The organism is Virgibacillus sp. NKC19-16, from assembly GCF_021560035.1.
Classification (GTDB): domain Bacteria; phylum Bacillota; class Bacilli; order Bacillales; family Amphibacillaceae; genus Virgibacillus_L; species Virgibacillus_L salidurans.
Genome location: NZ_CP074373.1, coordinates 3,684,792 through 3,710,668, shown reverse-complemented (window position 1 = coordinate 3,710,668; position 25,877 = coordinate 3,684,792). Strand labels below are relative to the sequence as shown.

Annotated in this window: 30 protein-coding genes and 2 pseudogenes; 19 read left to right on the top strand and 13 right to left on the bottom strand. The window is 41.1% G+C overall.

Annotated elements, in window-relative coordinates; translation table 11 throughout:
* Nucleotides 1–16: 16 nt before the first annotated feature.
* The 4 genes from KFZ58_RS18530 to KFZ58_RS18520 all read left to right on the top strand — a co-directional run bounded on the left by KFZ58_RS18530 (nt 17) and on the right by KFZ58_RS18520 (nt 943).
* Nucleotides 17–274: a hypothetical protein gene (locus KFZ58_RS18530; RefSeq protein ID WP_235792763.1), complete on the top strand. Its 258-nt coding sequence runs from the start codon at nt 17–19 to the stop codon at nt 272–274.
* Nucleotides 271–402, top strand: coding sequence for a hypothetical protein (locus KFZ58_RS19250; protein WP_255694982.1), 132 nt, complete (start codon nt 271–273; stop codon nt 400–402). Before KFZ58_RS18530 ends, KFZ58_RS19250 begins: the two co-directional genes overlap by 4 nt.
* Nucleotides 403–491: 89 nt before the next feature.
* Entirely contained in the window at nt 492–671 is a 180-nt protein-coding gene (locus KFZ58_RS18525; protein ID WP_235792762.1) for a hypothetical protein, read from the top strand.
* Nucleotides 668–943: a hypothetical protein gene (locus KFZ58_RS18520; protein ID WP_235792761.1), complete on the top strand. Its 276-nt coding sequence runs from the start codon at nt 668–670 to the stop codon at nt 941–943. Before KFZ58_RS18525 ends, KFZ58_RS18520 begins: the two co-directional genes overlap by 4 nt.
* Nucleotides 944–992: 49 nt before the next feature.
* Here the strand turns inward: KFZ58_RS18520 and KFZ58_RS18515 are convergent, their stop codons facing one another.
* The 6 genes and pseudogenes from KFZ58_RS18515 to KFZ58_RS18490 form a co-directional block, all read right to left on the bottom strand.
* On the bottom strand, nt 993–2,240 hold the full coding sequence (locus KFZ58_RS18515; protein WP_235792760.1) for a dicarboxylate/amino acid:cation symporter: 1,248 nt from the start codon (nt 2,238–2,240) through the stop codon (nt 993–995).
* A 151-nt stretch (nt 2,241–2,391) separates the two neighbouring features.
* On the bottom strand, nt 2,392–3,045 hold the full coding sequence (locus KFZ58_RS18510) for an ABC-2 transporter permease (protein WP_235792759.1): 654 nt from the start codon (nt 3,043–3,045) through the stop codon (nt 2,392–2,394).
* Nucleotides 3,042–3,898 (bottom strand): annotated as a pseudogene (locus KFZ58_RS18505) (ABC transporter ATP-binding protein). Before KFZ58_RS18505 ends, KFZ58_RS18510 begins: the two are co-directional and overlap by 4 nt.
* A gap of 31 nt (nt 3,899–3,929) precedes the next feature.
* Nucleotides 3,930–4,787, bottom strand: coding sequence for an ABC transporter ATP-binding protein (locus KFZ58_RS18500; protein ID WP_235792758.1), 858 nt, complete (start codon nt 4,785–4,787; stop codon nt 3,930–3,932).
* Nucleotides 4,787–5,164, bottom strand: a complete 378-nt coding sequence (locus tag KFZ58_RS18495) for a GntR family transcriptional regulator (RefSeq protein WP_235792757.1) — start codon at nt 5,162–5,164, stop codon at nt 4,787–4,789. Before KFZ58_RS18495 ends, KFZ58_RS18500 begins: the two co-directional genes overlap by 1 nt.
* Before the next feature lie 7 nt (nt 5,165–5,171).
* Complete coding sequence (locus tag KFZ58_RS18490; RefSeq protein ID WP_235792756.1) at nt 5,172–5,477, bottom strand: YfzA family protein; 306 nt, start codon at nt 5,475–5,477, stop codon at nt 5,172–5,174.
* A gap of 181 nt (nt 5,478–5,658) precedes the next feature.
* On the opposite strand from KFZ58_RS18490, the gene KFZ58_RS18485 reads away from it, so the two are divergent.
* The gene (locus tag KFZ58_RS18485) at nt 5,659–6,375 is read left to right on the top strand and encodes a hypothetical protein (RefSeq protein ID WP_235792755.1); all 717 of its coding nucleotides are present in this window, start codon (nt 5,659–5,661) and stop codon (nt 6,373–6,375) included.
* A gap of 97 nt (nt 6,376–6,472) precedes the next feature.
* On the opposite strand, the gene KFZ58_RS18480 is transcribed toward KFZ58_RS18485, so the two are convergent.
* Entirely contained in the window at nt 6,473–6,691 is a 219-nt protein-coding gene (locus KFZ58_RS18480; protein WP_235792754.1) for an H-type small acid-soluble spore protein, read from the bottom strand.
* An 82-nt stretch (nt 6,692–6,773) separates the two neighbouring features.
* Nucleotides 6,774–7,013: a hypothetical protein gene (locus KFZ58_RS18475; protein WP_235792753.1), complete on the bottom strand. Its 240-nt coding sequence runs from the start codon at nt 7,011–7,013 to the stop codon at nt 6,774–6,776.
* Between the two features lie 92 nt (nt 7,014–7,105).
* Here KFZ58_RS18475 and KFZ58_RS18470 point away from each other — a divergent pair, with 92 nt between their 5' ends.
* The 5 genes from KFZ58_RS18470 (at nt 7,106) to KFZ58_RS18450 (ending at nt 11,618) form a co-directional block, all read left to right on the top strand.
* Nucleotides 7,106–7,429 (top strand): ArsR/SmtB family transcription factor, encoded by a 324-nt coding sequence (locus tag KFZ58_RS18470; protein ID WP_235792752.1) that lies wholly within the window; start codon nt 7,106–7,108, stop codon nt 7,427–7,429.
* A 17-nt stretch (nt 7,430–7,446) separates the two neighbouring features.
* Nucleotides 7,447–8,745: an arsenic transporter gene (locus KFZ58_RS18465; protein ID WP_370642343.1), complete on the top strand. Its 1,299-nt coding sequence runs from the start codon at nt 7,447–7,449 to the stop codon at nt 8,743–8,745.
* A 16-nt stretch (nt 8,746–8,761) separates the two neighbouring features.
* A complete protein-coding gene (gene arsC, locus KFZ58_RS18460) occupies nt 8,762–9,181 on the top strand; it encodes an arsenate reductase (thioredoxin) (RefSeq protein WP_235792750.1) in 420 nt (139 codons plus the stop codon).
* Between the two features lie 387 nt (nt 9,182–9,568).
* A complete protein-coding gene (locus KFZ58_RS18455) occupies nt 9,569–10,804 on the top strand; it encodes a hemolysin family protein (protein ID WP_235792749.1) in 1,236 nt (411 codons plus the stop codon).
* Nucleotides 10,805–10,808: 4 nt separating this feature from the next.
* Complete coding sequence (locus tag KFZ58_RS18450; protein ID WP_235792748.1) at nt 10,809–11,618, top strand: glycosyltransferase family 8 protein; 810 nt, start codon at nt 10,809–10,811, stop codon at nt 11,616–11,618.
* Between the two features lie 4 nt (nt 11,619–11,622).
* Here the strand turns inward: KFZ58_RS18450 and KFZ58_RS18445 are convergent, their stop codons facing one another.
* Nucleotides 11,623–12,327 (bottom strand): NAD-dependent protein deacylase, encoded by a 705-nt coding sequence (locus KFZ58_RS18445; protein ID WP_235792747.1) that lies wholly within the window; start codon nt 12,325–12,327, stop codon nt 11,623–11,625.
* 654 nt (nt 12,328–12,981) lie between these two features.
* Here KFZ58_RS18445 and KFZ58_RS18440 point away from each other — a divergent pair.
* From KFZ58_RS18440 to KFZ58_RS18425, 4 genes are all read left to right on the top strand, one after another.
* Nucleotides 12,982–13,596 carry a TetR/AcrR family transcriptional regulator gene (locus KFZ58_RS18440; RefSeq protein WP_235792746.1) on the top strand — a complete coding sequence of 205 codons (615 nt, stop codon included), beginning with the start codon at nt 12,982–12,984 and terminating at the stop codon, nt 13,594–13,596.
* Between the two features lie 43 nt (nt 13,597–13,639).
* Nucleotides 13,640–14,050: a transcriptional regulator Spx gene (gene spx / locus KFZ58_RS18435; RefSeq protein ID WP_235792745.1), complete on the top strand. Its 411-nt coding sequence runs from the start codon at nt 13,640–13,642 to the stop codon at nt 14,048–14,050.
* A gap of 65 nt (nt 14,051–14,115) precedes the next feature.
* Entirely contained in the window at nt 14,116–14,403 is a 288-nt protein-coding gene (locus KFZ58_RS18430; protein WP_235792744.1) for a hypothetical protein, read from the top strand.
* Between the two features lie 224 nt (nt 14,404–14,627).
* Nucleotides 14,628–15,182 carry an NADPH-dependent FMN reductase gene (locus KFZ58_RS18425; protein ID WP_235792743.1) on the top strand — a complete coding sequence of 185 codons (555 nt, stop codon included), beginning with the start codon at nt 14,628–14,630 and terminating at the stop codon, nt 15,180–15,182.
* A 55-nt stretch (nt 15,183–15,237) separates the two neighbouring features.
* Here the strand turns inward: KFZ58_RS18425 and KFZ58_RS18420 are convergent, their stop codons facing one another.
* Nucleotides 15,238–16,305 (bottom strand): YkvI family membrane protein, encoded by a 1,068-nt coding sequence (locus tag KFZ58_RS18420; RefSeq protein WP_235792742.1) that lies wholly within the window; start codon nt 16,303–16,305, stop codon nt 15,238–15,240.
* A 250-nt stretch (nt 16,306–16,555) separates the two neighbouring features.
* On the opposite strand from KFZ58_RS18420, the gene KFZ58_RS18415 reads away from it, so the two are divergent.
* Complete coding sequence (locus tag KFZ58_RS18415) at nt 16,556–17,422, top strand: Cof-type HAD-IIB family hydrolase (protein ID WP_235792741.1); 867 nt, start codon at nt 16,556–16,558, stop codon at nt 17,420–17,422.
* A 375-nt stretch (nt 17,423–17,797) separates the two neighbouring features.
* Here the strand turns inward: KFZ58_RS18415 and KFZ58_RS18410 are convergent.
* A pseudogene (locus KFZ58_RS18410) lies at nt 17,798–17,935 on the bottom strand (family 1 glycosylhydrolase); the annotation flags it as partial.
* 730 nt (nt 17,936–18,665) lie between these two features.
* Between KFZ58_RS18410 and KFZ58_RS18400 the strand changes: the two are divergent.
* Nucleotides 18,666–19,175 carry a methylated-DNA--[protein]-cysteine S-methyltransferase gene (locus KFZ58_RS18400; protein WP_235792740.1) on the top strand — a complete coding sequence of 170 codons (510 nt, stop codon included), beginning with the start codon at nt 18,666–18,668 and terminating at the stop codon, nt 19,173–19,175.
* The gene (locus KFZ58_RS18395; protein ID WP_235792739.1) at nt 19,175–19,816 is read left to right on the top strand and encodes an endonuclease III domain-containing protein; all 642 of its coding nucleotides are present in this window, start codon (nt 19,175–19,177) and stop codon (nt 19,814–19,816) included. The genes KFZ58_RS18400 and KFZ58_RS18395 overlap by 1 nt, the downstream gene beginning before the upstream one ends.
* An 813-nt stretch (nt 19,817–20,629) precedes the next feature.
* Here KFZ58_RS18395 and KFZ58_RS18390 read toward each other — a convergent pair.
* A complete protein-coding gene (locus tag KFZ58_RS18390; RefSeq protein WP_235792738.1) occupies nt 20,630–22,045 on the bottom strand; it encodes a dipeptidase in 1,416 nt (471 codons plus the stop codon).
* Nucleotides 22,046–22,282: 237 nt separating this feature from the next.
* Between KFZ58_RS18390 and KFZ58_RS18385 the strand changes: the two genes are divergently transcribed.
* Entirely contained in the window at nt 22,283–22,927 is a 645-nt protein-coding gene (locus KFZ58_RS18385) for a hypothetical protein (protein ID WP_235792737.1), read from the top strand.
* A gap of 389 nt (nt 22,928–23,316) precedes the next feature.
* Nucleotides 23,317–24,225 (top strand): ketopantoate reductase family protein, encoded by a 909-nt coding sequence (locus tag KFZ58_RS18380; RefSeq protein ID WP_235792736.1) that lies wholly within the window; start codon nt 23,317–23,319, stop codon nt 24,223–24,225.
* Between the two features lie 189 nt (nt 24,226–24,414).
* Here KFZ58_RS18380 and KFZ58_RS18375 read toward each other — a convergent pair whose 3' ends face one another.
* Entirely contained in the window at nt 24,415–25,830 is a 1,416-nt protein-coding gene (locus tag KFZ58_RS18375) for a Na+/H+ antiporter NhaC family protein (RefSeq protein ID WP_235792735.1), read from the bottom strand.
* Nucleotides 25,831–25,877: the final 47 nt, after the last annotated feature.

Sequence of the window (25,877 nt, the reverse complement as noted above, 5' to 3'; positions counted from 1 at the left end):
AAAAGGAGAGTATAATATGCGCTGGGATGAAGTGCAAGAGAGGTTCCCTAATGAGTGGGTTGTGCTTGAAGCAACGAAGGCACACTCCAAACAAGGCAAAAGATATATTGATGAGGTTATTGTTGTAGACCGATTCCAGGATTCTATTAGCGCGATGCATCGATATGAAGCGTTACACAAAGAAGCTCCGTATAAAGAGTACTGCTTTTTCCATACCTCACGCGCGGAGCTTGTTGCAGAGGAAAAATATGCGGGGATTAGGGGGCCTAGATGAAAATAAACGCGAGGTATGGGCTTCCTTTTGTGCAAATAAAAATAGAGTTTAGTGGAAAAGAACTGTTTCTGGAAAACGTTCTTTTAGATACTGGTTCAGCAGGATCAATATTTGATATTCTGATATAGTTAGATCAATTGGAGTATTTCCGGAAAGCGACGATATTGTTAAAACAATAAGAGGAGTAGGCGGAGTAGAGTATGTTTATACAAAGCATTTGGATAAGATTTACTTTGAAAAATCTTATTTAGAAAACGTTCAAGTTGAAATTGGGAATATGGATTATGGAATGGATATTGATGGGATTCTGGGGTTCGATTTTATCAGTAATTCAAACTTGGTTATTGATACAAGAAAAATGATGGTTTATGGAAATAACGAAGGTGATCTGAAATGAAGAACAATCATACAGATAAAGGATTTTTAGAAATGGAAGAACTCATCCTAAATAGTTTAAAAGAATTTTATGTTTACTATCATATTGAACCGCAAGCTGTTGATAACGCTGAATATTTACTTTCAAAATATGATGGGAAAATAAGTTTATTTCTTGAACAGCCATATGGTAGTACTTTTTCTCCAGAAGAAATAGCTGAAATGATCTTAACTCAGGAATATAAGAAAAAAAGTCCATCAGAGGAAGCAGCAACATTAGGATTCATAACATAAGAACCCCTCTTTCGCACAGATGGTCGAACAGAGTGGGTTCTTATTTTTATCACCTAGCATTACCCTTATTCACACTACGCTTCTCCTTCTTCCTCTCTGATTTATCAATAATGGATGTACCGACTAAGTCACCGGTAATATTAAGTGCTGTGCACCCCATTCCAATCAGTGCATCGACTGCAGTGAGTAGGGCCACTGCTTCCATTGGCAGGCCTAGCTGCACGAATACGGTGGCAATCATAACAATCCCTGCGCCCGGGACGCCGGCAGTTCCAACAGAGGCCAATGTTCCGACCAATACGACTTGCAGCATCTCCGTAAAGGTCAGTGGATCCCCAATGATATTGGCGGCAAATACAGCTGATACGGCAATACGCATCGCGGCGCCATCCATGTTTACCGTTGCACCCAGCGGTAGGCTGAACCCATAAAGGCTTTTGGATAGTCCCATGTTTCGTGCCGCATTCAATGTCAGGGGCAATGTCCCTGAACTGCTTTGTGTAACGAAAGCGGTGATCATTGGCGTGCGTGCATGGGTAAAGAATGTTTTCAATGGTACTTTCGAAAATAACATGAAAATAATATAAAAGCCGACCTGTACAAGCAATGCGATATAAAGTACAACAACCATACTTCCAAGTGATAATAAGGTATCTGCACCTTGGTTACCGACTGTTTCTGCCATGATGGCAAAAATACCGATTGGAACATATTGCAGGATAACCTTCATAATGCTTAACGTCGCTTCGTTTAGTCCATCAACGACTTTATAGACATGTTCCCCGAGCTCGCTATTGGTTTTCGAAGACCTTAAAGCAGCTATTGCGATCCCGAAAGCAAGTGCGGTGAAGATGATCCCGAGCAGATTTAGTTCACTGAAGGCAGTCACAATATTTTCAGGAACAATATTCAATAGAACACTTATGACACCAGGGTTATCCGGCACATCGAATTCCTGATTTGTATCTAGTGTCATCCCAGTTCCCGGTGAAAAGATGCTAGAAACAGCTAATCCAACAGCAATTGCTAAAGCTGAAGTTAGTAGGTAATAGAGAAATACCTTTCCGCCCATGCGTCCCAGGTTACTGATATTCGTTTGGTTTACCCCAACGATTAACGTGAATAAAATAAGCGGGATAATCAGAAATGTAAGCAGGCGAAGTAAAAGATCACCAAATGGCGCTAAAACGGCCGCATCTTCCCCAAAGATTAATCCAACAATAACACCTAAAATTAAAGCAATCGTAATTTTTAAAATAAGTGAGGCATTAATATAACCTCTCCAGATTCGCTTCACGCTTGACCCTCCTCTACTGTAGCGTTCTTCACAATAGATTATTAATTCAATAGCATTTTATTCGTAGAAAAATACTTGGATTAATATTTTCTAAGATACAGTATGGGGGTCTGAGAGTCAAAAGGATTGCTTGCAGTGAGTTAGTTCTCCTTCAAACCTCTTTCCGCTTATAAATTTGAATGGAAACAACATATGACACTACGAATAAAATAAAATTGATAATCAAAAAACTTAACGCAAAGAACAAGTCATGATTAACCCCTTGCAACACATCAAGAGGCATGATGAAAAGTTGGTAGACAAAAGTACTCAAGAAAAAGACGCCTAGTCCTGATACCCCACCAGCCGCAAGTACTACTTCCGCTTTTTCCGTACCTAGTAAGTACGTCAATGGATATACGACAAAGCCCATCGTAAGCGTAATACCCAAGATGTGCATCGCCGCATTAATGTAGCTTGCACCAGGGGTCTGCCCGAAGATGCCTTGAGCAAGTACAAACGCGGCAAACGCGATTAGTAACCCCGTGAGTGTAAGTATAGTGAAAAACAAGTAGTGACTTTGAACGACACGATTTCGTTTAACTGGTAATGTCAACACATATTTATTCCACCCCGACTTCGCCTCTTGCTTTAACACTTCGAGCGCAGCGGATGCCATAAATAAGATTGGCATAAAGGCCGCCAAACGCTGAACCATATGATTATCAAAGAAAATCAAGATAGTGGCAATAATAAGACCAAGGGGGACATAATTCCAAATTGACTTTTCAATAGAATAATACTGATTTAACAACAAACCTTTCATACTTTCACACCTCGCATTAATAGCAATGTAATATCATCGATGGAAAATTCTTTTGTTTTCATGGGAGTTGGAACTTCCCTTTTGTCTGATACAAGCACGTCCAAGGAGTCACTGTTTTTTCGGTAAGCCACAATGATGTCTTGCTTGATCACTCCATATAGGTCGTGCGCACATTGTACGATCGCATAGTTGCGTAGGAGTTTTTCCTTTTCAACACACAGCAAAATCTCTCCACCCTTAATAAAGATAAGAGCATCTGCTATTCGCTCAATGTCGCTTGTAATATGAGAGGAAAGTAAAATGCCGCGTTCCTGGTCGGCTGCAAATTCACTGAGAACAGCCAATACATCATCTCGTCCTCCTGGATCTAAACCGGCTGTCGCTTCATCCAGGATTAATAATTTCGCCTCGTGGGAAAGGGCGACGGCAATCGAAAGTTTCATCGACATGCCTCGAGAGAACCCGCTAATCTTCTTTTTCCTTGGCAAGCCAAAAAGCTGAATGTAATGGAAAAACGCCTCTTTATCCAACGCTTATAAATTTGTCGGAACACGTTTCCTAATTTTTCTACGGTTAGGTCACCCGGTAGATTCATGGAATCAAAGACAACGCCAATATCTTCTTTAATGTGCACATCTCCTGCATCCATCTCTTTGCCAAAGACCTTAATTTTCCCATTGTCTTTATGCAGTGTTCCTATAATTGACCCCATTGTCGTCGATTTTCCTGCCCCATTTTCCCCGATAAATCCAACAATGGAGCCATACGGAATCGAAAAAGAGACATCCCTCAATCCAAACTTCTTATCAGCATATGTTTTTTGTAAATTTTCAACCTCTAAAATGGCCGGCATATTCATTCTCCTTCCCTTTTGTCATTTCGTCTTAGACTTTTCCCGCGGTGTACACCATGATGTCCTCTAATGAAGCTCGCTCTATCACGACATACTCGCCCATCAAGCGCCTGACGTCCTCCTCTTGATTCGTAAGGGCCTCAAATCCGAAGGGCGTCGCACGTACTTGAAGAAACAACTTGCGAATATCTGCATCTAACAGTTCCTTCGCCCCACGAACCATGTAATGCTGCTCCATGATGGTTTCCTTATTCTCACTGAATACAATCTCTCCATTGTTAATAAATGTGATATAGTCGGCGATTTGCTCCAGGTCTGTCGTGATATGTGTGGAGAAAAAGACCGATTTCTCCTCGTCTTGAATGATTTCCGCTAATATAGCTAGAATTTCCCTGCGGCTCATCGGATCCAATCCTGACGTCGGTTCATCCAAAATAATTAAATCCGCATGGTGAGACAAGGCAATCGCAATGGACAGCTTCGTTTGCATCCCTTTCGATAGATGGCCAATCTTGCGCTTCCAAGGAATACCGAGGCGTTCCATGTATGTGGCAAACACCTGATCATCCCAATTCGTATAAAAAGATGCGATGATCCGCTTCATCTTTTCAATCGTCAAATGCTCATACAATTGATGATCAGCGTAAACAAAACCAATCCGCTGCTTGATTTCATTCATATGTGTCTCGTATCCTTTACCAAACACGGTTACTGTGCCCGAGTCCGCTTGAAGGAGGTCGAGCATCAGCTTAATTGTTGTCGTCTTTCCAGCTCCATTTGGACCGATAAAGCCAGTAATAAATCCTTTTTTTACGGAAAAAGAAACATCTTTTATTGCAAAGTCTTTATATGCTTTATTCACTTTTTTGAGTGTTACTATGTCTTCCACTACTTTCCCTCCTCATAAAGCATTGCCAGTAATTCTTGCAGTTGGTTTAAGGAGATATTCAAATTCCTGCTTTCTGCAACAATCTCAGCCAGCCCCTCTTCCACTATCTTGAGACGCTTTTCTTGCATCAGATCATTGCTCTGTCCTGCTACAAACGACCCCTTGCCAACAAAGGATGTGATAAATCCTTCCCTCTCCAGCTCCTCATACGCTCGTTTTGTCGTAATCACGCTGATGCGCAGATCCTGGGCAAGACGCCGCATGGACGGTAGCGCATCGCCCTCATTCATTTCATTGCGTAAAATGCTTTGTTTTATTTGATTTTTAATCTGCAGGTAAATCGGCTCCTGTGAAGAATTCGATAAAATGATGTCCATAATAACCTCACAACTGTACTCTTTGTTTATATTTTGAAAAAATGTCCTGTACGGCTTGACCCAATATAGCAATAACATGCAGTGTCATCCACAAATTAAAAAGCGGATAAGAGTAAGGGCTAATCCATTCTGTAAAAAGCTTTGAGCCTAAAATCGATCTCCCCAGGCTGGCAACAAAATTGTCACTATCGTTAATGTTTGGCTCCAGAAAAGTGCCATCAATGGCGATGAAGATCAATTGGACAATTATAAATATGCCAATAGTTATACTCCAGCGTTTTGCTGGATTAGGTGTTTTTTCTGTGGCTGCCATTTGCACACTTCTCCTCTCGCTCTTAACCCTCATATAATGTATATATACTATATGCACATTATATACATACATGAAGAATCATGCAAGTCTTTTTATTAGAAACGGATCTGTGCAATTGTCCCATATACCCAGAAAATGCATAGAATAGTAGCAGTAATGCAGGTAAGGAGTGTTATGTAAAATGGGATTGTATATCAATCAGGATAATCATACGGATATTTTTAAAAATAATACCGCGATTCATGAACCAAATCAGGGTATTTTCATACGAAACCATATGGCTGAAATGATTGAGGAGCAGCAAAAAGTAAATGTGTCATTACATCGCTCGTTCCATGGACTGAAAGATCTGCACCAGCAGCAGGGAATCGTGCAGGCGGACAGATGGCAGGAAGTCGGCAGCCGGTTGCATGAACTGAAGGAAATGAATTTCCAGCAGGAGAAGCTGGAGAGTCAATTGTTGGAGCGATTACAAAAATTAGAAAATGAAAATGTATCCGAGCAGGAATTTACGAGGCGGATAGATCAGTTGCGGCAGTCGCAGCAAGCGGTTGAAAATCAGCTGGAAACATATGGGCTGGCAAACGAGCAACTTTTCACGAAAATGGATGAACAGACCGCCCTGCAAAAACAGATGGCAGAGGAAATTGCAAATCAGGAAAATAGCAATGAAGAAGTGTTAAGCCGACTGGAAAATCAGGAAGCGTTAATGGAGAAAGTCGTGAGGCAGCTCGATCATTTTCGCTCCATTCTTTTCGAACGAACCATTTTTTTGGCGGAAAAAATGGAGGATGGTTATCATCTGACATCTTCTTATGTAGACCAATTAATGAGCGGATCGGATCAGCCGGTGACATTTTTTATGACGAAAAGGAAGCAGGAAAAGGACTCGGATTAGAAGAGAGACCCAACCGGATGGATCGGTTGGGTTGAATTTTTGGCAAGAATTTAAACATAATTCCTTGTCCGTTCTCTAATGGGGCCTTATTTGTTCTCTAATTATGCCCTATTTGTGCCTTATTTACATTTCCTAGCTTCACTTCTCGTAGCCCATCCAAATCCACTTCCTGTTCATGATCCATTTCATCAAGTGGAAAAACCGTTGCTGCTTCATTATTGGCATGGAGTTCCTGTATATAAACCGGGATGCCGTGGTAATTGACGTTAATCAATGCATGTGCGTTGAGTATTTCCTGTGCTTGTGCTTTGTCCATAAGATATGATCCTCCTTTGCAAAAGGATATCTCTTATTTTTCGCTTGCGCATACACAACTATACGAGGTAGCAGCATCCATTTTATTGTTCTTCTTCCAATGCCTCACACGCCTGTAGGAAGCTTTTGTACGTGGATTTTCCGTAACGGTCTTTATCTGATTGAAAAAATTGTTCAAACGTAGCATTTTTGGCCTGAACGAAGCTTAAATTATTGGCATTCATTCTTAATTTCAAATAGGAAGTGAAATAGTCTTTGCTTAAAGTTCCCGAATTTTTAATGACCATGTGATCGCTCTCCTTGATCGAAACTTGTGTAATCATTATAGAAAGATTTACATAAAATCCAAAGTTTTTTGCTTGAATATATAAGTACATTCTTATATGATTATAATCGTAAAATGGAGGTGTTCATCATGCTAAAAACGGAAATTGAAATAGATCAGGCAGCAATAATTCTGAAATTATTAGGAGATAAAACGCGCTTAACAATGATGAAAATACTTACAACTCAGGAATGCTGTGTTTGTGAATTTGTGGAGATTTTTAATATGAGTCAACCGTCCATTAGTCAACATCTCCGTAAATTAAAAGATATTGGATTGGTAAAAGAAGACAGGAGAGGACAATGGATTTTTTACTCCATCAATAACAATAATAAGTTTTATCCGTTTGTTCAAGAGCTTCTTCAGCAACTGCCGAGTCAGGCACATAAAATACAAGGAATTTCATGTTGTTAAATTGGGGGTAAATGGTTTTGTCTTTATCAGTAGCATTAGCAGTTTTTATTTTCTTAGTAACATTAATCCTCGTTATTTGGCAGCCGAGGGGATTATCAATTGGCTGGTCCGCAATTGGCGGTGCTGTTGTCGCCTTACTCGTAGGTGTTGTGAATTTTAATGATGTCATGGAAGTAACCGGGATTGTGTGGAATGCGACGCTTGCTTTTGTTGCGATTATCCTGATTTCACTAATTTTAGATGAAATTGGATTATTTGAGTGGGCCGCACTTCATATGGCAAGAATTGCAAATGGCAATGGTGTAAAAATGTTTGTCTACATAAGTATCTTAGGCGCGGTTGTTGCTGCCTTTTTTGCAAATGACGGGGCGGCGTTGATCCTTACACCGATTGTGCTCGCGATGGTCCGCAATTTAAATTTCAGTGAGAAAATGGTCTTTCCATTCATCATGGCAAGTGGGTTTATTGCAGATACCACGTCCCTGCCGTTTGTGGTGAGTAACCTTGTTAATATTGTATCAGCAGACTTTTTTGATATTGGATTTGTGGAATACGCATCGCGCATGATTATTCCGAATCTCTTCTCATTGACAGCAACGATTCTCGTATTATTTATTTATTTTCGCAAAAGTATCCCGAAAACGTATGATTTAGGGAAATTACATGAACCGGAAGACGCGATTAGGGACCGGCAAATGTTCCGCCTTTCCTGGTATGTGCTTGGTGTATTGCTTGTTGGGTACTTTGTCAGTGAATTCATCCATCTACCTGTCTCAATTGTTGCCGGAGTTGTAGCGATATTCTTTATCATGATGGCGAGGAAGAGTCAGGCTGTTGACACGAAAGCGGTAATTAAAGGAGCGCCGTGGAATATTGTATTTTTCTCTATTGGGATGTATGTCGTTGTCTACGGCTTGGGAAATGCCGGGCTTACAGATACGTTAGCTACCGTTATTCAAGCAGCAGCGGAGCAGGGTTTGTTCGTCGCTACGATGGCGATGGGGTTCATTGCGGCCTTTCTATCATCCATTATGAACAACATGCCAACCGTTATGATTGATGCACTGGCGATCGCTGAAACGGATACGTCCGGTGCCATTCGTGAGGCGCTTGTCTATGCGAACGTGGTTGGATCTGACCTGGGACCGAAGATTACCCCAATCGGGTCTCTCGCTACGTTAGTATGGCTCCATGTTTTATCACAAAAAGGTGTTAAGATAAGGTGGGGAACGTATTTTAAAATAGGTATTGTTTTAACAGTGCCGATCTTGGTCATCACACTTTTCGGGTTGTATCTGACTTTATTATTTATGTAAAAAAGGAGAATATATTATGGCTAAAAAAACAATCTACTTCCTATGTACTGGTAATTCCTGCAGAAGTCAAATGGCTGAAGGATGGGCGAAAAGGTATCTGGGGGAGGACTGGGAAGTTAGAAGTGCAGGCATTGAGGCGCATGGCTTGAATCCAAATGCAGTGAAAGCGATGCGAGAAGTGAGCATTGATATTTCCGATCAAAAATCAGAAACGATTGATGCAGAAGTTTTAAATAATGCGACGTTAGCTGTCACGCTATGTGCGGATGCCGCTGATCGATGCCCGACGACCCCACCTCAAGTGAAGCGGGATCATTGGGGATTTGAGGATCCTGCAAAGGCAGAGGGAACTGATGAGGAAAAATGGCAGGTATTCCAGCGCGTGCGTGATGAGATTGGCGAGCGGATTAAGCGATTTGCGAAGTCTGGGGAATAATAACGGGTCCAGTTTTATGTTTTCATGGCGACCTCCGTTTAACCACTCCTTGGACCAGCAGAGGACATAACATTGTAATGTGAGATTGGTACGGTTGGTTCGGGATTCCGACGGCGCCTGTTCGGCTTCGCGGTCTCGCGTTCGGCATTCGCGCACTCCGGTTCGGCTTTCATACGGTGGACATCGGCTCTCGGCACTAGGGCTTCGGCATTCAACGCTCGAGCTTCGGGTTTACTGAGATTCCGGTCCCAAGCCCCCACTGGGAAAAGGAACCTGTCCCAGCATAAAACAACTTTTTCCTTTTCTCATCCAATAAACTCATTTATTATGGAATTAAGTATAAACTAAAATAAGTTCAGGTTGATATACACAGGGAGGAACACGCTCGTGATCATAGCGATCATCATACTACTATTCGTTTCATTTTTCTTTTCAGGCAGTGAAACCGCATTAACGGCAACAAACAAGATGAAGCTTCAGACAAGGGCTGAAAATCAGGATAAAAAAGCGGGAAGGCTTTTAAAAGTGGTGTCTAAACCAGAAGAATTCATTACGGCTATTCTAATCGGTAACAATGTTGCCAACATTGTACTTCCAACACTTGTTACCATGGTTGCGGTTGAGTATGGATTTAATGTGGCGCTTGCTTCTGCTATTCTGACCATAACGATTATTATCTTTTCTGAAGTGATCCCAAAGTCAGTGGCTGCAACGTTTCCGGAACGTATCGCATTTATCGTGTACCCAGTCATACGAGGTGTCATGTTTATTTTCAAGCCATTGACCCTTTTGCTCAACGGAATTACAGGATTCATCATCAAACAGCTTTCTAAGGGACAGGAAGAGGATGCTTCGGTGTCCAAAGCGGAAATTCGGTCGATGGTTGATGTCGCCAGAACAGAGGGGATCTTTAAAAAAGAAGAATCGCATCGTATTAAAGGTGTTCTTGATTTTCATAATTTAGATGTGAAGGATGTCTTGAAAACACCACGTGTCAATTTGGTAGCACTTCCGCATACAGCTGATTATGAAGAGGCAAGAAATCTGGCTATTCAGCATCCGTATACAAGGTACCCGATTTATAAAGGAGATATGGATACGCTTGTTGGTGTTTTTCATTCAAAATACCTGCTTTCGTGGTCCATGAATCCTAAAGAATCACTACAGGCATTTAGTGACATGAACCCGATGGTTGTCTATGAATTTCATTCGATTGAGTGGGTTTTTCGCAAAATGACCCAGGATAAAAAGCATATGGCGATTGTCTTGGATGAATATGGCGGAACTGAAGGTGTGCTCACACATGAGGATGTGATTGAAGCCATGATTGGGTTGGAGATTGAGGATGAAATGGATTCGAACAGCGATTCACTTGTAGAAAAAGTCACAGATACGGAAATTATTTGTGATGGTAAAATTCCGCTGTATCGGTTGAATTCCCTTTTTCATACCAAAATACCGGAAGAGGAAGATGTGCTTGCAGGTTATTTGTTAAAAGAATTTGGATCTTTTCCGGCGGAGGGAGAAATGCTAACGAGGAATGACTTAACTTTTACCATACTAGAAGTTGGTGGAAGGACACTAAAGCAGGTTAAGATTGTGAAAAATGATACGGAGAAGTGAGGATATGAATATTCTTGTTACGCTAAATTCAAATTACATGAAGCCCCTGAAGATAATGTTGTATTCTCTATTTGTAAACAACGAGGGGGAAGCGTTTACGATATATTTGATGCATTCCAGTATGAAAGAAGCGGAACTTTCAGATATAAATCAATATATCGCGGATCACGGGCAGAGCCTTGAAATAATCACTGTAACGGATGATTATTTCAAAGGGGCTCCTGTTTTGAAGCATTATACAAAAGAAATGTACTATAGACTACTGGCATTTAAGTTTCTGCCATCTGAACTGGACAAAATACTATACCTCGACCCGGATATTCTTGTGATTAACGAGATAAGAACCTTATATGATATGGATATTTCCGGGTCTCTATATGCTGCAGCTTATCACGAGATTGCTTCCGTCACAGAGATCAATAAATTAAGATTAAAACCCTATGATATGGAAGCCTATTATAATTCCGGGGTACTTTTAATGAATCTGGACCTGCAGAGGGAGAAAATGAAGGAGCAGGAAATTTTCGATTATGTAGAGGAAAATAAGAAGCGGCTGCTTTATCCGGACCAGGACATCATTAATGCCTTATACTCCCAAGATATTAAAAACCTAGATGAGGTCATCTATAATTATGACCCCAGGTATTACAGGTATTATAAAGCGGTAAGCAGTGGGAAGATGGATGTTGATTATGTTATTCATAACACGCGCTTTATTCACTATCGCGGAAAGAAAAAACCGTGGAATAAAAATTATACAGGAAAATTTCATTCCATCTATAAGCATTATGAAAAAGAAGCCTTGACTGAATAAGCCCTTACTGATCCAGTTCCATTAAGACATCCCCAATTTCCCGGTCGTTAATCACCTCATCAGCGATAGAATCAAAGTCGGTTTTGTCTCTATTTACAATAACTAATTTTGCACCATTTTCCTTTGCGATGAGGGGGAACTGGTTTGCTGGCGTTACGCTTAATGACGATCCCAGCACGATAAACAGATCGCATTTTTCCGTTTCATTCAAGGCAAATTGGAAGGCGTCACGAGGCAGGGACTCGCCAAATAATACAATAGACGGGCGTAACACACCCTCGCAGCTGCAATAATATTCTCGGTCAACATACTCTTCGCTGCTGTATACACTCGCGCATGACTGACAATTTAGTTTCTGAAGTGTACCATGAAGCTCTGCCACCCGCTTGCTGCCTGCACGCTGATGAAAGCCGTCCACATTTTGGGTGATAATGGACTTAACCAGACCCCGTTTTTCCCATTCAGCCAAAATTTCGTGCCCCTTATGTGGCTTATAGTCTCTCACGCCAAGGACACGCTCCCGGTAAAAGGCGATAAATTCAGAGACATTGTCGTTCAGGGCAGTTGTGCTGGCGATTTTGCTGGGATCTTTTTTATTCCATAACCCGTTATCTGCCGAGCGAAAATCAGGCAACCCACTTTCGGTTGACATGCCTGCACCTGTATATATCACGGTATAATTCGATTCTTTAATCCATTTTTTAAGCACTGTTATTACCCCTTTATCTTGTAGGTTGTTAGACGAAGTAATTACTGTTTTCTAAGTACTTGCAGTAATCGCCGTTCGGGTCAGCGAAGGGCGGATGCGGACCTTAGGGCACGACGGCCTCAGCCTCCTCGCGGAAAACCGCCGCTGCGGGGTCTTCAGACTCGTGCTATTCCCGCAGGAGTCACCGCCCTTCGCTGACCCGAACTAGTGAGGTGGTTCGATATTTTGAATATTGATTACTAATGCAATTTAACGGTAGTAACCAGACTATCAGCGGAGGAAACACATGAAGACTCCTGCGGGAGGAAAGGCCTAGGTGAGACACCGAAGTGCGCCAGCACGAGGAGGCTCACCAGCCCCCTAAGGTGCGCGAAATGTGTTTCCGGAGCTAGTCCCTACTCTCAACCAGCATTTGCAAAAGAATTGTCACTGCGTCACATTTTATATTAACTGCGGAGATTTAAAAGCATCAATACTTATGAAAAGAGCCATCACGTAATCTAGTACTCATTATACTAGTATCAAGCTATAAAAACCATTCTACAGAAGTGACATCGTGTCATTAAATCCGTTGACATGTAACATCGTGTCATTTATAATAAAAATAGAAACAGATGACATTGTGTCACCATTTATGAAATCGGAGGATTGATCTTGCCGAAACAAACGTTTTATAAACTACCTGAGAATAAGAGACAAACACTGATACATGCAGCTGAGAAGGAATTTTCAAGGGTACCCTTATTTGAGGCTTCGATCTCCAATATAGTAAAATCAGCTGAGATACCACGGGGGAGCTTTTACCAATACTTCAAAGACAAGGACGATGCCTTTTTTTATCTATTAAATGATCAAGCAAAGAAAAGGCGAGCAATTTTTGTTCATCTCCTAAATAAATACGATGGTGATATATTTGATGCAATGGGTGAAATATTTCGTATAACCCTACAGGAGTCGAAAAAAGAAGAAAATCTCAACTTTTTAAGAAATGCGTTTTTAAATATGACCCATAAAATAGAAGATGCATTCACGCGAATTTTCAGTGATGACGATGAATGTGACGACCAGCATAAGGAAATAAGCCGATTAATCAATAAAGAGCGGTTGAATATTTCGGGGGATGAAGAATTATTTTATGTCATGCAAATTCTCACATCCGTAACTTTTCGTAATTTCATTGAAAAATTTGCCAAGGAATTATCAGATGAAGAGGCAATGAGAAATTATGCGACTGAAATGCATCTGTTGAAAAAGGGTCTGCATAAGTAAGTGAAAAATTGCACAATACTATAAAAAGAATGGGGTATGATAAATGAGTGTTATGGTTTACGGGGCACCATGTTCATCAACAAGAAAAGCGAAGGAATGGTTACGAAAACATGGGGTCTCCTATGTGGAAAGAAATATATTGAAAGAACCGCTTACCGTTAAAGAACTGCATAATGTCCTCCGCATGACACTGGATGGGACAGATGAAATTATCTCAACACGATCCAATGCGTATAAAGAACTGGATGTGGAGATTGACACACTTCCTCTACAAGAATTACTATCACTAATTAATGAAAACCCAGGGCTATTAAAAAGTCCCATTATTATGGATGAAAAAAGGATTCAAGTCGGCTATCACGAAGAGGACATTCGCCAATTCCTCCCAAGGAAAACGAGAGATCATCAATGGCTGCAATGGCGGAAAAATTATCTCCGGCTGGCAGAAGGATAATACATTGACTTGTAAACGCATGATTAGTAATATAACACTATCAAAAGTTAGTTGGAGGTACGTGCGTGTATTTAATAGCCGAACAGCCATATATTAAGATTGAACGTGAAGTTAGCAGTCTTGAGCAACGAGATATTGAACTAAATCGTACCATCTATTTGTATGATGAAAAAGTTGTTACACAGCACCATGAGTTTCCTGCGAATGAAGTATTTGATATGTCCTACCGGTTCATCGGCGGTGAAGGTGGAATCCTCTATATACACACAAGTACTGGCGTTTTCCCCTACACGGTAAAGTCCTCTCCGGAAGCATTTGTTAAAGCTTATAAGGAGCATGTAAAGCGGTGGTAATCTGCACCTGCCTATATGAAATTGCCTCAGTTCGAGCTGGGGTTATTTTTGCTGATAAGAAAATATAAAATACTTTCTTACTGAATAAGTGCGGGCTTTGGTTGTCACCCAAAAGCCTGTTGGCAACCAAGTTTTCTAATGTTTCAGGCATAAAGAAAGAATTACAGAAAGAAATCAGTTAAAATAATATAGGACTGAATGTATTAAAGCTGGGGTGAATGAAGTTGAAGATTGTAGGAATTTCTGGGTCTATTGTCGGCTCAAAAACTAGGGTGACCGTAGAGAAGGTTTTAAATCATATAAAAAAAAGTGAGCCTGACGCTGATGTCGAATTAATTGATCTAAAAAACTATCAGCTGGAATTTTGCGATGGGCGTCCCTTTACGGGTTACGTGGGGGACACAAAGCTCATTATTAATAAAATTTTGTCCGCAGATGCTTTTATTATTGGAACGCCTATTTTTCAAGCATCTATTCCGGGGACACTGAAGAATCTATTTGATTTACTGCCGATCGATGCGATAAGCAATAAAGCAGTCGGCATTGTTTCCACCGCCGGATCTGCCAAGCATCATTTAGTTGTAGAACATCAGCTTAAACCCATCCTTTCCTATATGAAAGCCATGACGTTGCCACAGTATGTCTTTATCGAGGAAAAGTATTTTAACGAAAAAAAAGAAATACTGGATGAACAGATTTTGTCCAGACTCAAGAAATTGGCGGACGATGTGGTGCGTATGAATGGGAGAATCGGAAGAATGGAGACGAATTCTTATTAGGTTTTTGTAAATAAAGGCGATACCTGTGAATGGGTATCGCCTTATCTTTTCCTTTTCATGATCTATCCTTTTGTTTTTTCGCATCCGACATTCTGAATGGTGCAATGAGAAGAGCCAGAATTAGGAAAAGGCCTAGCGTGCCAATAAGCGGATAGAAAAAGGAAACAAGTTCCGTGAAACCATAGAAGCTTAAGCTAAATGCTATGAGCCCTGAAATCAGAGCGAATAGTTTATGTTTCGTTGTTCCTTGTTCCGTAAATCTAGCGGCTAATGAGAAAAACATACTTAACGCTGTATTGAAAATCATCCCAAACAGAACGATGGAATAAAACATTCCAAGTAAAGGTGATATATCATCAGCAATTTTTAGCATTGGCATTTCATAGCTCGCCACTATATCAACTTGTGAAAAGATAGCAAGATGGCTTAAGACAATAATGACCCCAATACCAAGTCCTCCTATCAGCCCTCCGATAGTCGCTGTCTTTTCATCACGTTCAGATCCGCCCATGAGAAGAGACATGGAAGCACCCACAGCAATATTAAACGAAACATAATTAATTGCCGAAAAGAACCAGTTCGAAAGTGCGGATGGCGATTCCTGAGCAATTGGATTAAGTTCCGTGTAGGATGAATCCATGGTAAACAGGCTATAAATGGAAAGAATGATGATGGAAATGATAAGGAATGGTGTGATGCTCCCAATAACCGCAACCACACGATCAACATTCATCATCACGGTTAAAATCACGAGAATACTCATCAGTGAAATACCAACCGCTGGCGGTAGGCCGAACTGCTGGTTAGGAATAGAACCAGCTCCTGCAATCATAACGACCCCTACACCAAACAAGGTAAAAATGATAATGTAATCAACAATAACACCAAGATAGCGGCCACTTACCTTATAAATAGCCTCTTTATGCGACGTCGCGCGCAATCTGCTTCCAAGCCTAGTTAATGTCATTCCCAGATATGCGAACAGGGCAGTAGCAATAATCGCCCCAATTGTCCCCATGTACCCGAAGCTTGTGAAGTACTGTAGGATTTCCTGCCCGGATGCGAACCCCGCACCGACAATAATTCCGATAAAAGCGCTGCCAATTTGTAAAATCCGTTTCATGTTGTTCCCCCGATAGTCTGACAATGAAGATAAATTTTTATGCTTGCTGGTGTGCTTTATCTCTGATGCCTTTGATTTTTAATATGAAGCGGTTCTATCTAGTATATCATATTTAATTGTAAATTCATTTGAAAAACGTGCATGGCTGCTTTTGATGGAGAAAAAGGTTTTGTTCTACTATAATAGATATGGAAATATAAAAAAGTAATTTGTAGCGCGGTTTCAACTGCTAGCTAGATAGGAGAACGATATGAAACTCATTGCAAGTGATTTAGATGGTACCCTGTTAAACGAACAAGGTGAAGTTAGTAAAGAAAATGCAGAAGCAATTAAAAAGGCAATAGCTCAGGGGTGCGAGTTTGTTGTTGCAACAGGCAGATCTTATGGTGCTGCAAACAAACCGCTTCAGGAAGTAGATATAACATGCCCGATCATTTCCATGAATGGAGCGAGGACGTATACTTCTGATAAAAAAATAGTAAGAAGTGTGGCGCTGGACATAGAAATAGCTCGCAAAATTCAAAATGTTTGCCAGGAAGAAGAGATGTACCTCGAATTTTTCACAAATCAAGGCATCTATTCCACAAGCAGGGAATACTTTGTGGAGGTCATGATTGATGTCATGAAATCAGCCAATCCGGATGTGTCTGAAGCTGAAATACGTGAAGGTGCTGAGAGTCGTTTGCAGGAGGAGCAGGTGTCATTCATCGAAAATTATGATGATTTGTATGCGATGGAAAATCTTGAGATCTTTAAAATCCTGGGCTTTTCGCTGGAAAAAGAACGATTGGAAAAGGTTCGCACGCAATTTACCGAGAAGCAAGCGGTTGCGATCACATCTTCCGGCGATATTAACCTTGAATTTAACCACCCTCAGGCGCAAAAAGGGATAGCGCTTGAGATTCTGGCAAGTAGCATGGGAGTTGAAATGAAGGACGTCATGGCACTCGGTGATAATTTAAATGACGTAAGCATGCTGAAAATGGCGGGGCATGCTGTTGCGATGGAAAATGCGGAGGAAGAAATCAAGAAAATATGCGATTATCGGACGAAGACGAATAAGGAGCATGGCGTAGCGGTGGCTATTGAGGAGGTGCTTGGAAAAGATAAACATTAGAGTGATGGGTTTAGATCACCATGAGTCTTATAGGTGCCCGCAAGCATGAGAAAGAGGTTGCCCTGGTAACGAAGGGAGCTTCATGACGCCCGAACACCCATGAAAGAAGCCCAGACGGTGGCCATGAAGCTTCCATGGCGCCCAAACCCCGGAAAAAGAAGCTCAGATGGTAGCCATGACCCATTCATGACGCCCGGATCCCAGTAAAAATAGCCCGCCCAGCAGCCAAGACATATGTCTGCGTGATCACACATTCAAAGAAATCCATACAGTATAATCCACTAACGACACATCAACAGTCTTTTTTCAACAGTATTAAAAAGGGGTACAAATCATATCATGATTTGTACCCCACTCTTGCAATCCCGTTACCACTTATAGATTTTCCCCATTACTCTCAATAACATCTTTGTACCAGTAGAAGGAGTCTTTGCGGCTTCTATCTAATGTGCCATTTCCCTCGTCATCTTTATCCACGTAAACAAAGCCGTAGCGTTTTCTCTTTCCTTCGGTAACTGATCCTCATCCGCATACTTCTTCACCGTTTCCCAACAAAAACCAGTACGTTTTACAATCTCGTTGATCGATAGTGATTTAATATTCCTTAATTTTTTGATATGATTAATTTCAGGCATTGCCAGCATTCCTTTCATTACTCCCATCATTAACAGTTTAGTCGCTATTAACGATAGGGTTTTTTGATCGGGCTGGCAAGCCTTTTTTATTTGTGCAACCTTCTAAGATTTTGGTTGCAATACTCTCTACTTTTATTATGCACTAAACAGGTGGTTTGGACTATATCCCGAACTATGGGCGGTGAATGCCGAAGTTGACCCCATGAGTGCCGAACTCCGGCCTGCGAAAGCCAAACTGTAGCCTGTGAAAGCCGAAAGAAAGTGAATGAACGCCGAACTGTAGCCCGCGAAAGCCGAAGAAACCGCACAAGCGCCGAAACACGACCCACGAAAGCCGAAAGAAACAGGATGAGAGCCGAACCACTGGCTTGCGAATCCCGAACCAAACCGTTTCCATTCATTTTAGCATAAATAACAACAAAGCCCATATATGAAACTAAACTTTTAATAATTTGCCTTTTTAAAACGAAAAATGATTTTTTCACCCGGTTTGCGTGGTAAAATAAAGGAAGAGGGAAGTAAGGGTGACTGCAATTAAAAATTGTAAAATAACGCAGGAGCAATAGCAAACCGTTACTTGGAAAAATTCCTAAAAAGAGGTGCTAAACATGACATACAAAAGCAAAGCATATTACGGACACGTCCATACCCGTGACTGGTCGCTCTATATAGCGGCAACGGATAAGGGACTTTGCTTTGTCGGCTCACAAAATGAGGGTCTGGATGAGGTGAAAGATTGGTTTGACGCAAAAAGGCCAGAAGCCACATTGGTAGAAGACTGGGATAAAGTAGCGGCCTATGCGAAAGAATTAGTGGAATATTTTAATGGGGAGCGCCAATCCTTCGATTTACCGGTAGATTTTATGGGTACAAATTTTCAGGAGAACGTATGGACAGAGCTGCAAAATATCCCATTTGGTGAAAAGCGTACTTACACAGATATAGCAGAAAATATCGGCAGGCCTGGCTCGGTGCGTGCTGTTGGGGCGGCAATCGGTGCAAATCCTGTTATGATCGTTGTACCATGTCATCGGGTAGTTGGAAAAAACGGAAAATTGACAGGGTTTCGTGGTGGTATCCCAATGAAAGAACGATTATTAGGACTGGAAAGCAGCTGATGGAGGGCGGTTATCAATTAATCTACCAAAAGCTGTACGATTATTACGGCCCACAAAACTGGTGGCCTGCTGAGACGATTCCCGAGATGATGATTGGCTCCATCCTTGTGCAAAACACGAACTGGCGGAATGCGAACAAAGCACTTCATAACTTGCGCACCCTTTTGGATCCGGCAGTCATTGATCGCATGTCTGTCGAAGAGCTTGCCCAGCTGATCCGATCGAGCGGCTTTTTCAATATAAAGGCAAAACGAATCAAGGCTTTCCTGGAATGGTTTAAGGGCTATGATTTTGACATTGATAAATTTAAAGACGTGGACAAGCTGGAACTACGCCGGGAGTTATTAACGATCAACGGAATCGGCAGAGAGACTGCGGATGTGATGCTGTTATATGCATTTGATAAACCGATTTTCGTGGTGGATGCTTATGCGCGAAGGATTTTTTATCGGCTTGGGTTGGATATGCCAAAATCGTATGACGGGTTTCGTAAAGAGATAGAGGAAGCGACTCCCGGTGATTTGCAGCTGTATAATGAATTTCATGCGCTTATCGTGGAGCATGCGAAGGTTCATTGCAAGCAGGCGCCGATATGTGAGGGTTGCCCGTTGTTTGCTATTTGTGATCGGAGGCTGGAGTGAAGGGAGACTCCTGAGCAGGGATTAACTGCTCAAGCAGTCTCTTTATTTTTAATCCTTTTAAAAAAATGTATACAATTCTGTTCTAGAATAAATATTAAAGCTGGAGGAAGCTTACAGAAAAAACTGATCAATTACGATCAGTTTTCACTTATGATAGGTTTCAAATAGTGTAGGCTTTAGAAATGTTGTTTATCCTTAATTTTTCTTTTAATTCCAAATCATGATTTTTGGCTACCCATCTTAGGAATTCCTTTTCATCGGTTATTCACTCTCGATTAATTCGATTTTCAAATTCACGAACAAAATGCATGTATGTAGTTTCTTTAATAGCGATTATTAGAACCCGCCTTTCTTTTCATACATACCCCAGGTTAATGCGCGTAAAACTAATATATGTAATGTTTTCAAAAGGAACAGAAATCGGCTTGTGCCCTCCGTTACATCAGATGCTAATCTGAGATTACGATATAGATAGAGGGATGGTTTATATGGAAACGCAAGAGCTTGTTTTTACAATTAGTGAAATTGGAAGTCGACCAAGGATTATGGTAAGAACAACTTGAAAAAGCACAGAAGTCAATGGAATCAGACGTAGCAGATTTTCAGATTCCTACCATTTTGACACCGGAGTAAGAAGCCTTTTTAGAGAAAATAAGTAAATCAATGGAAGAAATGTACAAAAAATGAGGGTTGAGAGCCCTATGTTGTTTAACTTTTAAATTGTCATAAAAGATAGATTTTAGAATATTTTCGAATAGAGAGAGCAGGATGTAACCATTCATCCTGCTCCTTTAAGCATGATAACAATTGATTTTAATCGTCAATATAGAATATCCGAGTTTCTCTTGTGACCTTGCCTGCTATGTTTTTAGCCTCAAAGGTCACCACATGAAAACGTTCCTGTAAGTCTTCAGTCAGCTGCAGTGATAATGTTGATGTATTTTTATCAAAATCAGGTTCATAAGGGATACCATCTACAATAACTTTAAGACTGTCTTTATCAACAGGTGCTCCTCTTTTTGTTTCTATTTCTGCCGTTAGAAGGGGTGTTCTGCTATCAATGATTTCTCCCATTTCGTAATCAGGCTTGACAACAGGGCTCATACCACGTTTTGATGGGTCATGTTCTGCCGCTTTTTCGACATCTTTAAGGACACGCAGTTGATTTCCTCCTAGCACTTTCTCAATTTCTTGATTTGAATACCCCCTACTGACTAGTTCCTTCGTGATTTCAGGCATTTCTGATGCATCTTGCAGATCGTCAGGCATTGAGGCACCGTCAAAATCAGACCCTAGTCCGACATGGTCAATGCCGATCAAATTAACAGCATATTCGATATGATCAACGATATCTTCAGCGTAACCAGTTGAATTGTCTGTCAAAAATGCAGGGTAAAAAACGATATTGATGACACCCCCATTTTCTTCAAGCGCCAAAAGCTGTTCTTCTGTCAGATTGCGTTGGTGATCTTTTAATCCATTTACTCCTGAATGGGATGCTATTACAGGAGCTTCAGAGACTTCGATTACGTCCCAGAATGTATTTCTGGACATGTGAGACACATCAATGACCATCCCTAGCTTATTCATTTCCTGAGTCACCTCAGCACCCAACTCTGTCAAGCCACCTTCTGAAGGTGTTCTTTCAGGGTCGCCATATACTCTGTCAGCGCCTTCACCGAGGGCATTTGAATAATTCCAATTAAAGCCGATAACTTTCACGCCAAGGTCATTGTATTGATGCAGGAGTCCCAATGCATTGTGTTCTTGCATGGAATAAGCCCCTTCGATTGCAGGGACAGCTGCAATTTTATTATCTTTTACTGTTTGTTTGATTTCTTTGGTAGTGGATGAGATTTTGAGATCTTGCGGATTTTGTTCTTCTGTCCAGTATAACGCATTAATCAAGGCTAACGTCCTGCTAATACTGCGGGGGTTATTATCATAATATCCGGATGTATATGCTGCAAAGAAAGGAGCGTCGATACCGCCTGTCTGAAGCTTAGGTATATCAAGTTGAAATGATGTATTGTCTCCGATGTCTGTTTCAGGTAACCATGTATCCTTATCTACCACCTTCATCATCGTATCATTATGACCATCGACTACAGTGGAATTAAAATGGACATTCTCCACATCTTGTCCAGCATCATGTTTTGCTAGAGCTGAAGTAGAGGTGAAAGATAGAAACAGGATGGCGACAATTAGATATAAAAACTTCTTTTGCATAAAATTTCCTCCTCATCGTAGTGTTATAAGCTATTTTACTACTCAAAATAATATAAACAATAGTCCGAATGTAGCGTTTTATAGCATTTAAAATAGGGTTTGTAGGTATTTTCAATTAAGGTTGTTTCAACTCCACACGGAGAAGAAACTTTATCCACTTGTATTCTAAAAAACATTGACTTTTCCATAAAGTAAATAGAAACTAAGATTAGATTATTTTATGGGGTGGATGATTAGATGGATCTGATTCTTACATATCAATGGGAAATATTCATTGTAGCGGAAGTTTTATCGTTGGCTGCGCTTCTTCTATTCGGTGTTGTTCGTTATTTATTAAATAAGCGAAGACAGAGTTTGCTTTTTCTCCTTGCTTTTCTCGTACTATTGATATTTGAGGCATTGTTGGCAATTCTGATTTACCGGGAAACCGGGGAGATTTCAACCTTCCAGATTATCATCACGATTTTTGTGATTTACGCATGTACGTTTGGAATAGTTGATTTCATGAAATTGGATCGCTGGATGCGTCAGAAAATTGGTGTTTGGCGTGGTGTCGATCTTTTAACAGAGAAAGACTATCGTATTATCAAGAGGAATAAGGATCCAAAGTTTATAGCAAAAAAGTACCGCTGGAGCGCCATGGTGCATTTCGTTGTATTTGTTGGTGTGCAGGCTGTTTTTTGGGTTCATGGGACGGATGGCCTTGATGAAATGCTCATATATGTAACAGATCTTTCATGGATTGAGGCGGGGACTGCAGCCGAATCGCCATACGCAAATGAAACAATTTATAGCATTTCTATGGTGTGGGGAATTGTTTTTATTGTTGATTTTATTTATTCGTGGTCTTATACCCTATCTCCATCTAACTCAGGGGTATGAATTTTATGAAACAGAGGAAGTTATCGCTCGCCATTATTTTACTTTGTTTAGTAGCATAATTTTAATGAATCATGTATAATACTGTATAGGGAGAGGGGGTATGCATCCCCTCAATGAATATTGCGGTTCCCTTAATACGAGAACCATTTTGCAGCATGTAAGGCGAGCTTTTTGAGCACTCGCCTTATTTTCTTTCTATCCCAAATTGCTTGTACAAAAAATATTAGGAATAGAAAGGCAACTGCCTCAAACAATATTTTCACCCCCTTTCTATCGGGGGGTGGTAGCCAAAATCCTATACAGCATCGACGACATCTTCATTATACTACATATCTATAGTTTGGACAGGGAAATCTTATAGCAAATAATAACTTGTAGGAGGGATATTTTTGCGAATTGTTGTTATAGGTGCAGGTGCACTAGGCGCTTATTTCGGGGCGCGTTGGATTGAGGCAAGAGCAGATGTAACATTTTTAGTTAGGGAAAAAAGAGCAGCGCAAATTAAGGACCATGGGATCAAAATCAATAGCCCATACGGGGATTATGAAGTGGAAAATCCTAAGGTGATAACAGATCCTGAGGAGATTCAAGCAGCAGATCTCGTACTTGTAAGCGTGAAGGGATATCATCTGCAAGGTACGCTTGAGCATGTAAAAGCACTGACGAAAAAAGGTGCTTACGTGCTGCCAGTATTAAATGGCATGGAACATATTCAGATTTTACAAGACGCGCTTGGCAAGGACTCTGTTATTGGAGGGCTGTCATTTATTTTTGCAACGTTAAACGATAAGGGACATGTCGAGCATTCCGGTGATGCACATCAGTTGATTTTTGGACCGCTTAATCCTTCCCAAAAGGAAGTGTGCAGCAGAATAGAGGAGATGTCAGAACATGCTGTCATGGACAGCCGAAATAGTGAGGACATTTCACGGGAACTATGGAAAAAATACATGTTTATCAATGCATTGTCAGGTGTGACGACTGCGTCCAACTTAACTATCGGGCCGATTCGTGATAACAAAGAAACGTTTCATATCGTGGAGATGTTACTCAAGGAAATGAAGCTTTTGGCAACTAAGTACAACGTGCAGTTAACCGATGCAGATGTGGAAGCGACCAAACAGAATATAAGCAAGTTAGATTCCGAAGCAACATCTTCCATGCATAAAGACCGGCGAAAAGGCTTATCACTTGAAGTAGACCATTTGCATGGAGGGGCAGTGCGGCTGGCTGAAGGTGTGAATTTGGACGTTCCTTATATTAAGGCTGTACTGGGATTGATCAAGCCTTTTGCGTGAAGGAAGTATGAAGGCGGTTCTTTGCTTTTTTTATCTACTTCCTGCTTTAAGGGACTGAACCGCTCGATCCATGTATCCTAAAACATCTCTGATGGGAAGTTTAATTTTGTTGTTGTCCCTGGAAAAGGTTATATTTGAATGGAGGAAGCAGGAGAAACTTCCTCCCCGTGCTTCCTCGCTCAAGCCTCTTTACCCCAAAAACAATCCAGCCACAAAATACATCACTACAGCAATTCCCGCGCCGATGGATACGATTTTCAATTTGTATCGTGCATAATCGATCAAGGGGACTTCCAGTATGGATGCGGTTGTGATAGTTGTGTCGCCAAGCGGGGAGGTCATGGCACCGAATGAACCGCTGGCAAAAACTGCTCCGACGGTCATTGGAATGGGTGCGCCGGTTGCTGTTGCCAATGCCATCCCAAGTGGCATGAGCAGGCCCCATGTTCCCCAAGAGGAACCGATGAAATAGCTGATGATGGAACCAATCAGAAAAACGACTGCGGGTATCGTGAACCCCGGCAGGAATGAACCAAGTGTAGAACCAATAAATTGTGAAAAACCGAGATCTTCAGCTACAAGAGAGAGCGCCCATACAAGTATAAGGAGGATGATTGGCTGCATTAGCTGGTTTCCGCCATCATAGAAATGATAGATGATTTCTCCTAGTTTCTGATTTCGGATCATGTAGAAAACGAACGTGATGATAAGCGTAATAAATATAGAAAGCAACATCACAAAGGTAGCATCCGCTTCCGCAAAAGCATTAAAAATACCCGTAGCACCTTTGTCGACCCCATCCTTCCACAACAGGAATAGCGTCAGTCCAAGCAGTAAAAACAAGGGAACAATCAGATTCCACGGCTGTGCCTTTACCATGGAAAGCTCCTTTTTAATACCAACACGGTGATATTTCTTCCCCTGCTCCTGATCTCCTTTTTTGTTCTTATGTTTTTTTTCATTGGATGACCAAAATGTTCGAATCAGCCCGATAATGAGCATGACAATGGCAAAAAAGTTAAACGGAATACTGAAAAGAAACACCTGATAGGCATCCATGTTAAGGTTGTGTTCTTGAATACCGCCTTGAACAAGAGATACCATGAATCCGACAAATGCAGTTGCAACTGGTAGCAAAACAATTACCGAACTTGTCGATACATCCATGGTAAAGCCGACCTTCCATTTGGATGTATTTACTTTTTTAAGCAATGATTTCACAACAGGGCCGATCATCATGATCCGAAACATTGGCATCATAAATGTAAAGGGAAGTGTCAGCCAGATAATCGAAAGCAGACCGCGTTCAGAATCAATTTTTTCACCGATCCACTCGGAAAACCCTTTAATACCTCCCGAAATCTGCATCATGCCGATTAACCCGCCGAAAAGATAGAGAAAGGCGATAATATTTATATTTGACGGATCCGAAAGTGTTGTTACAATATAGTTGACCGTTTCCACTGTTCCGCCAAGAACACTGAATTCAACCAAAAGAGCCCCAACTAAAAGCCCAAGCACAAGACCGGGTAAGATTTTCTTCAGCCAAATGGATAAAGCTATAACAATCACAAACGGAATTAAAGAAAACCACGCATATTCCAAAATTTAGCCTCTTTTCTTTGAAGCATGGGACGGCCCCCTGCTTCCAA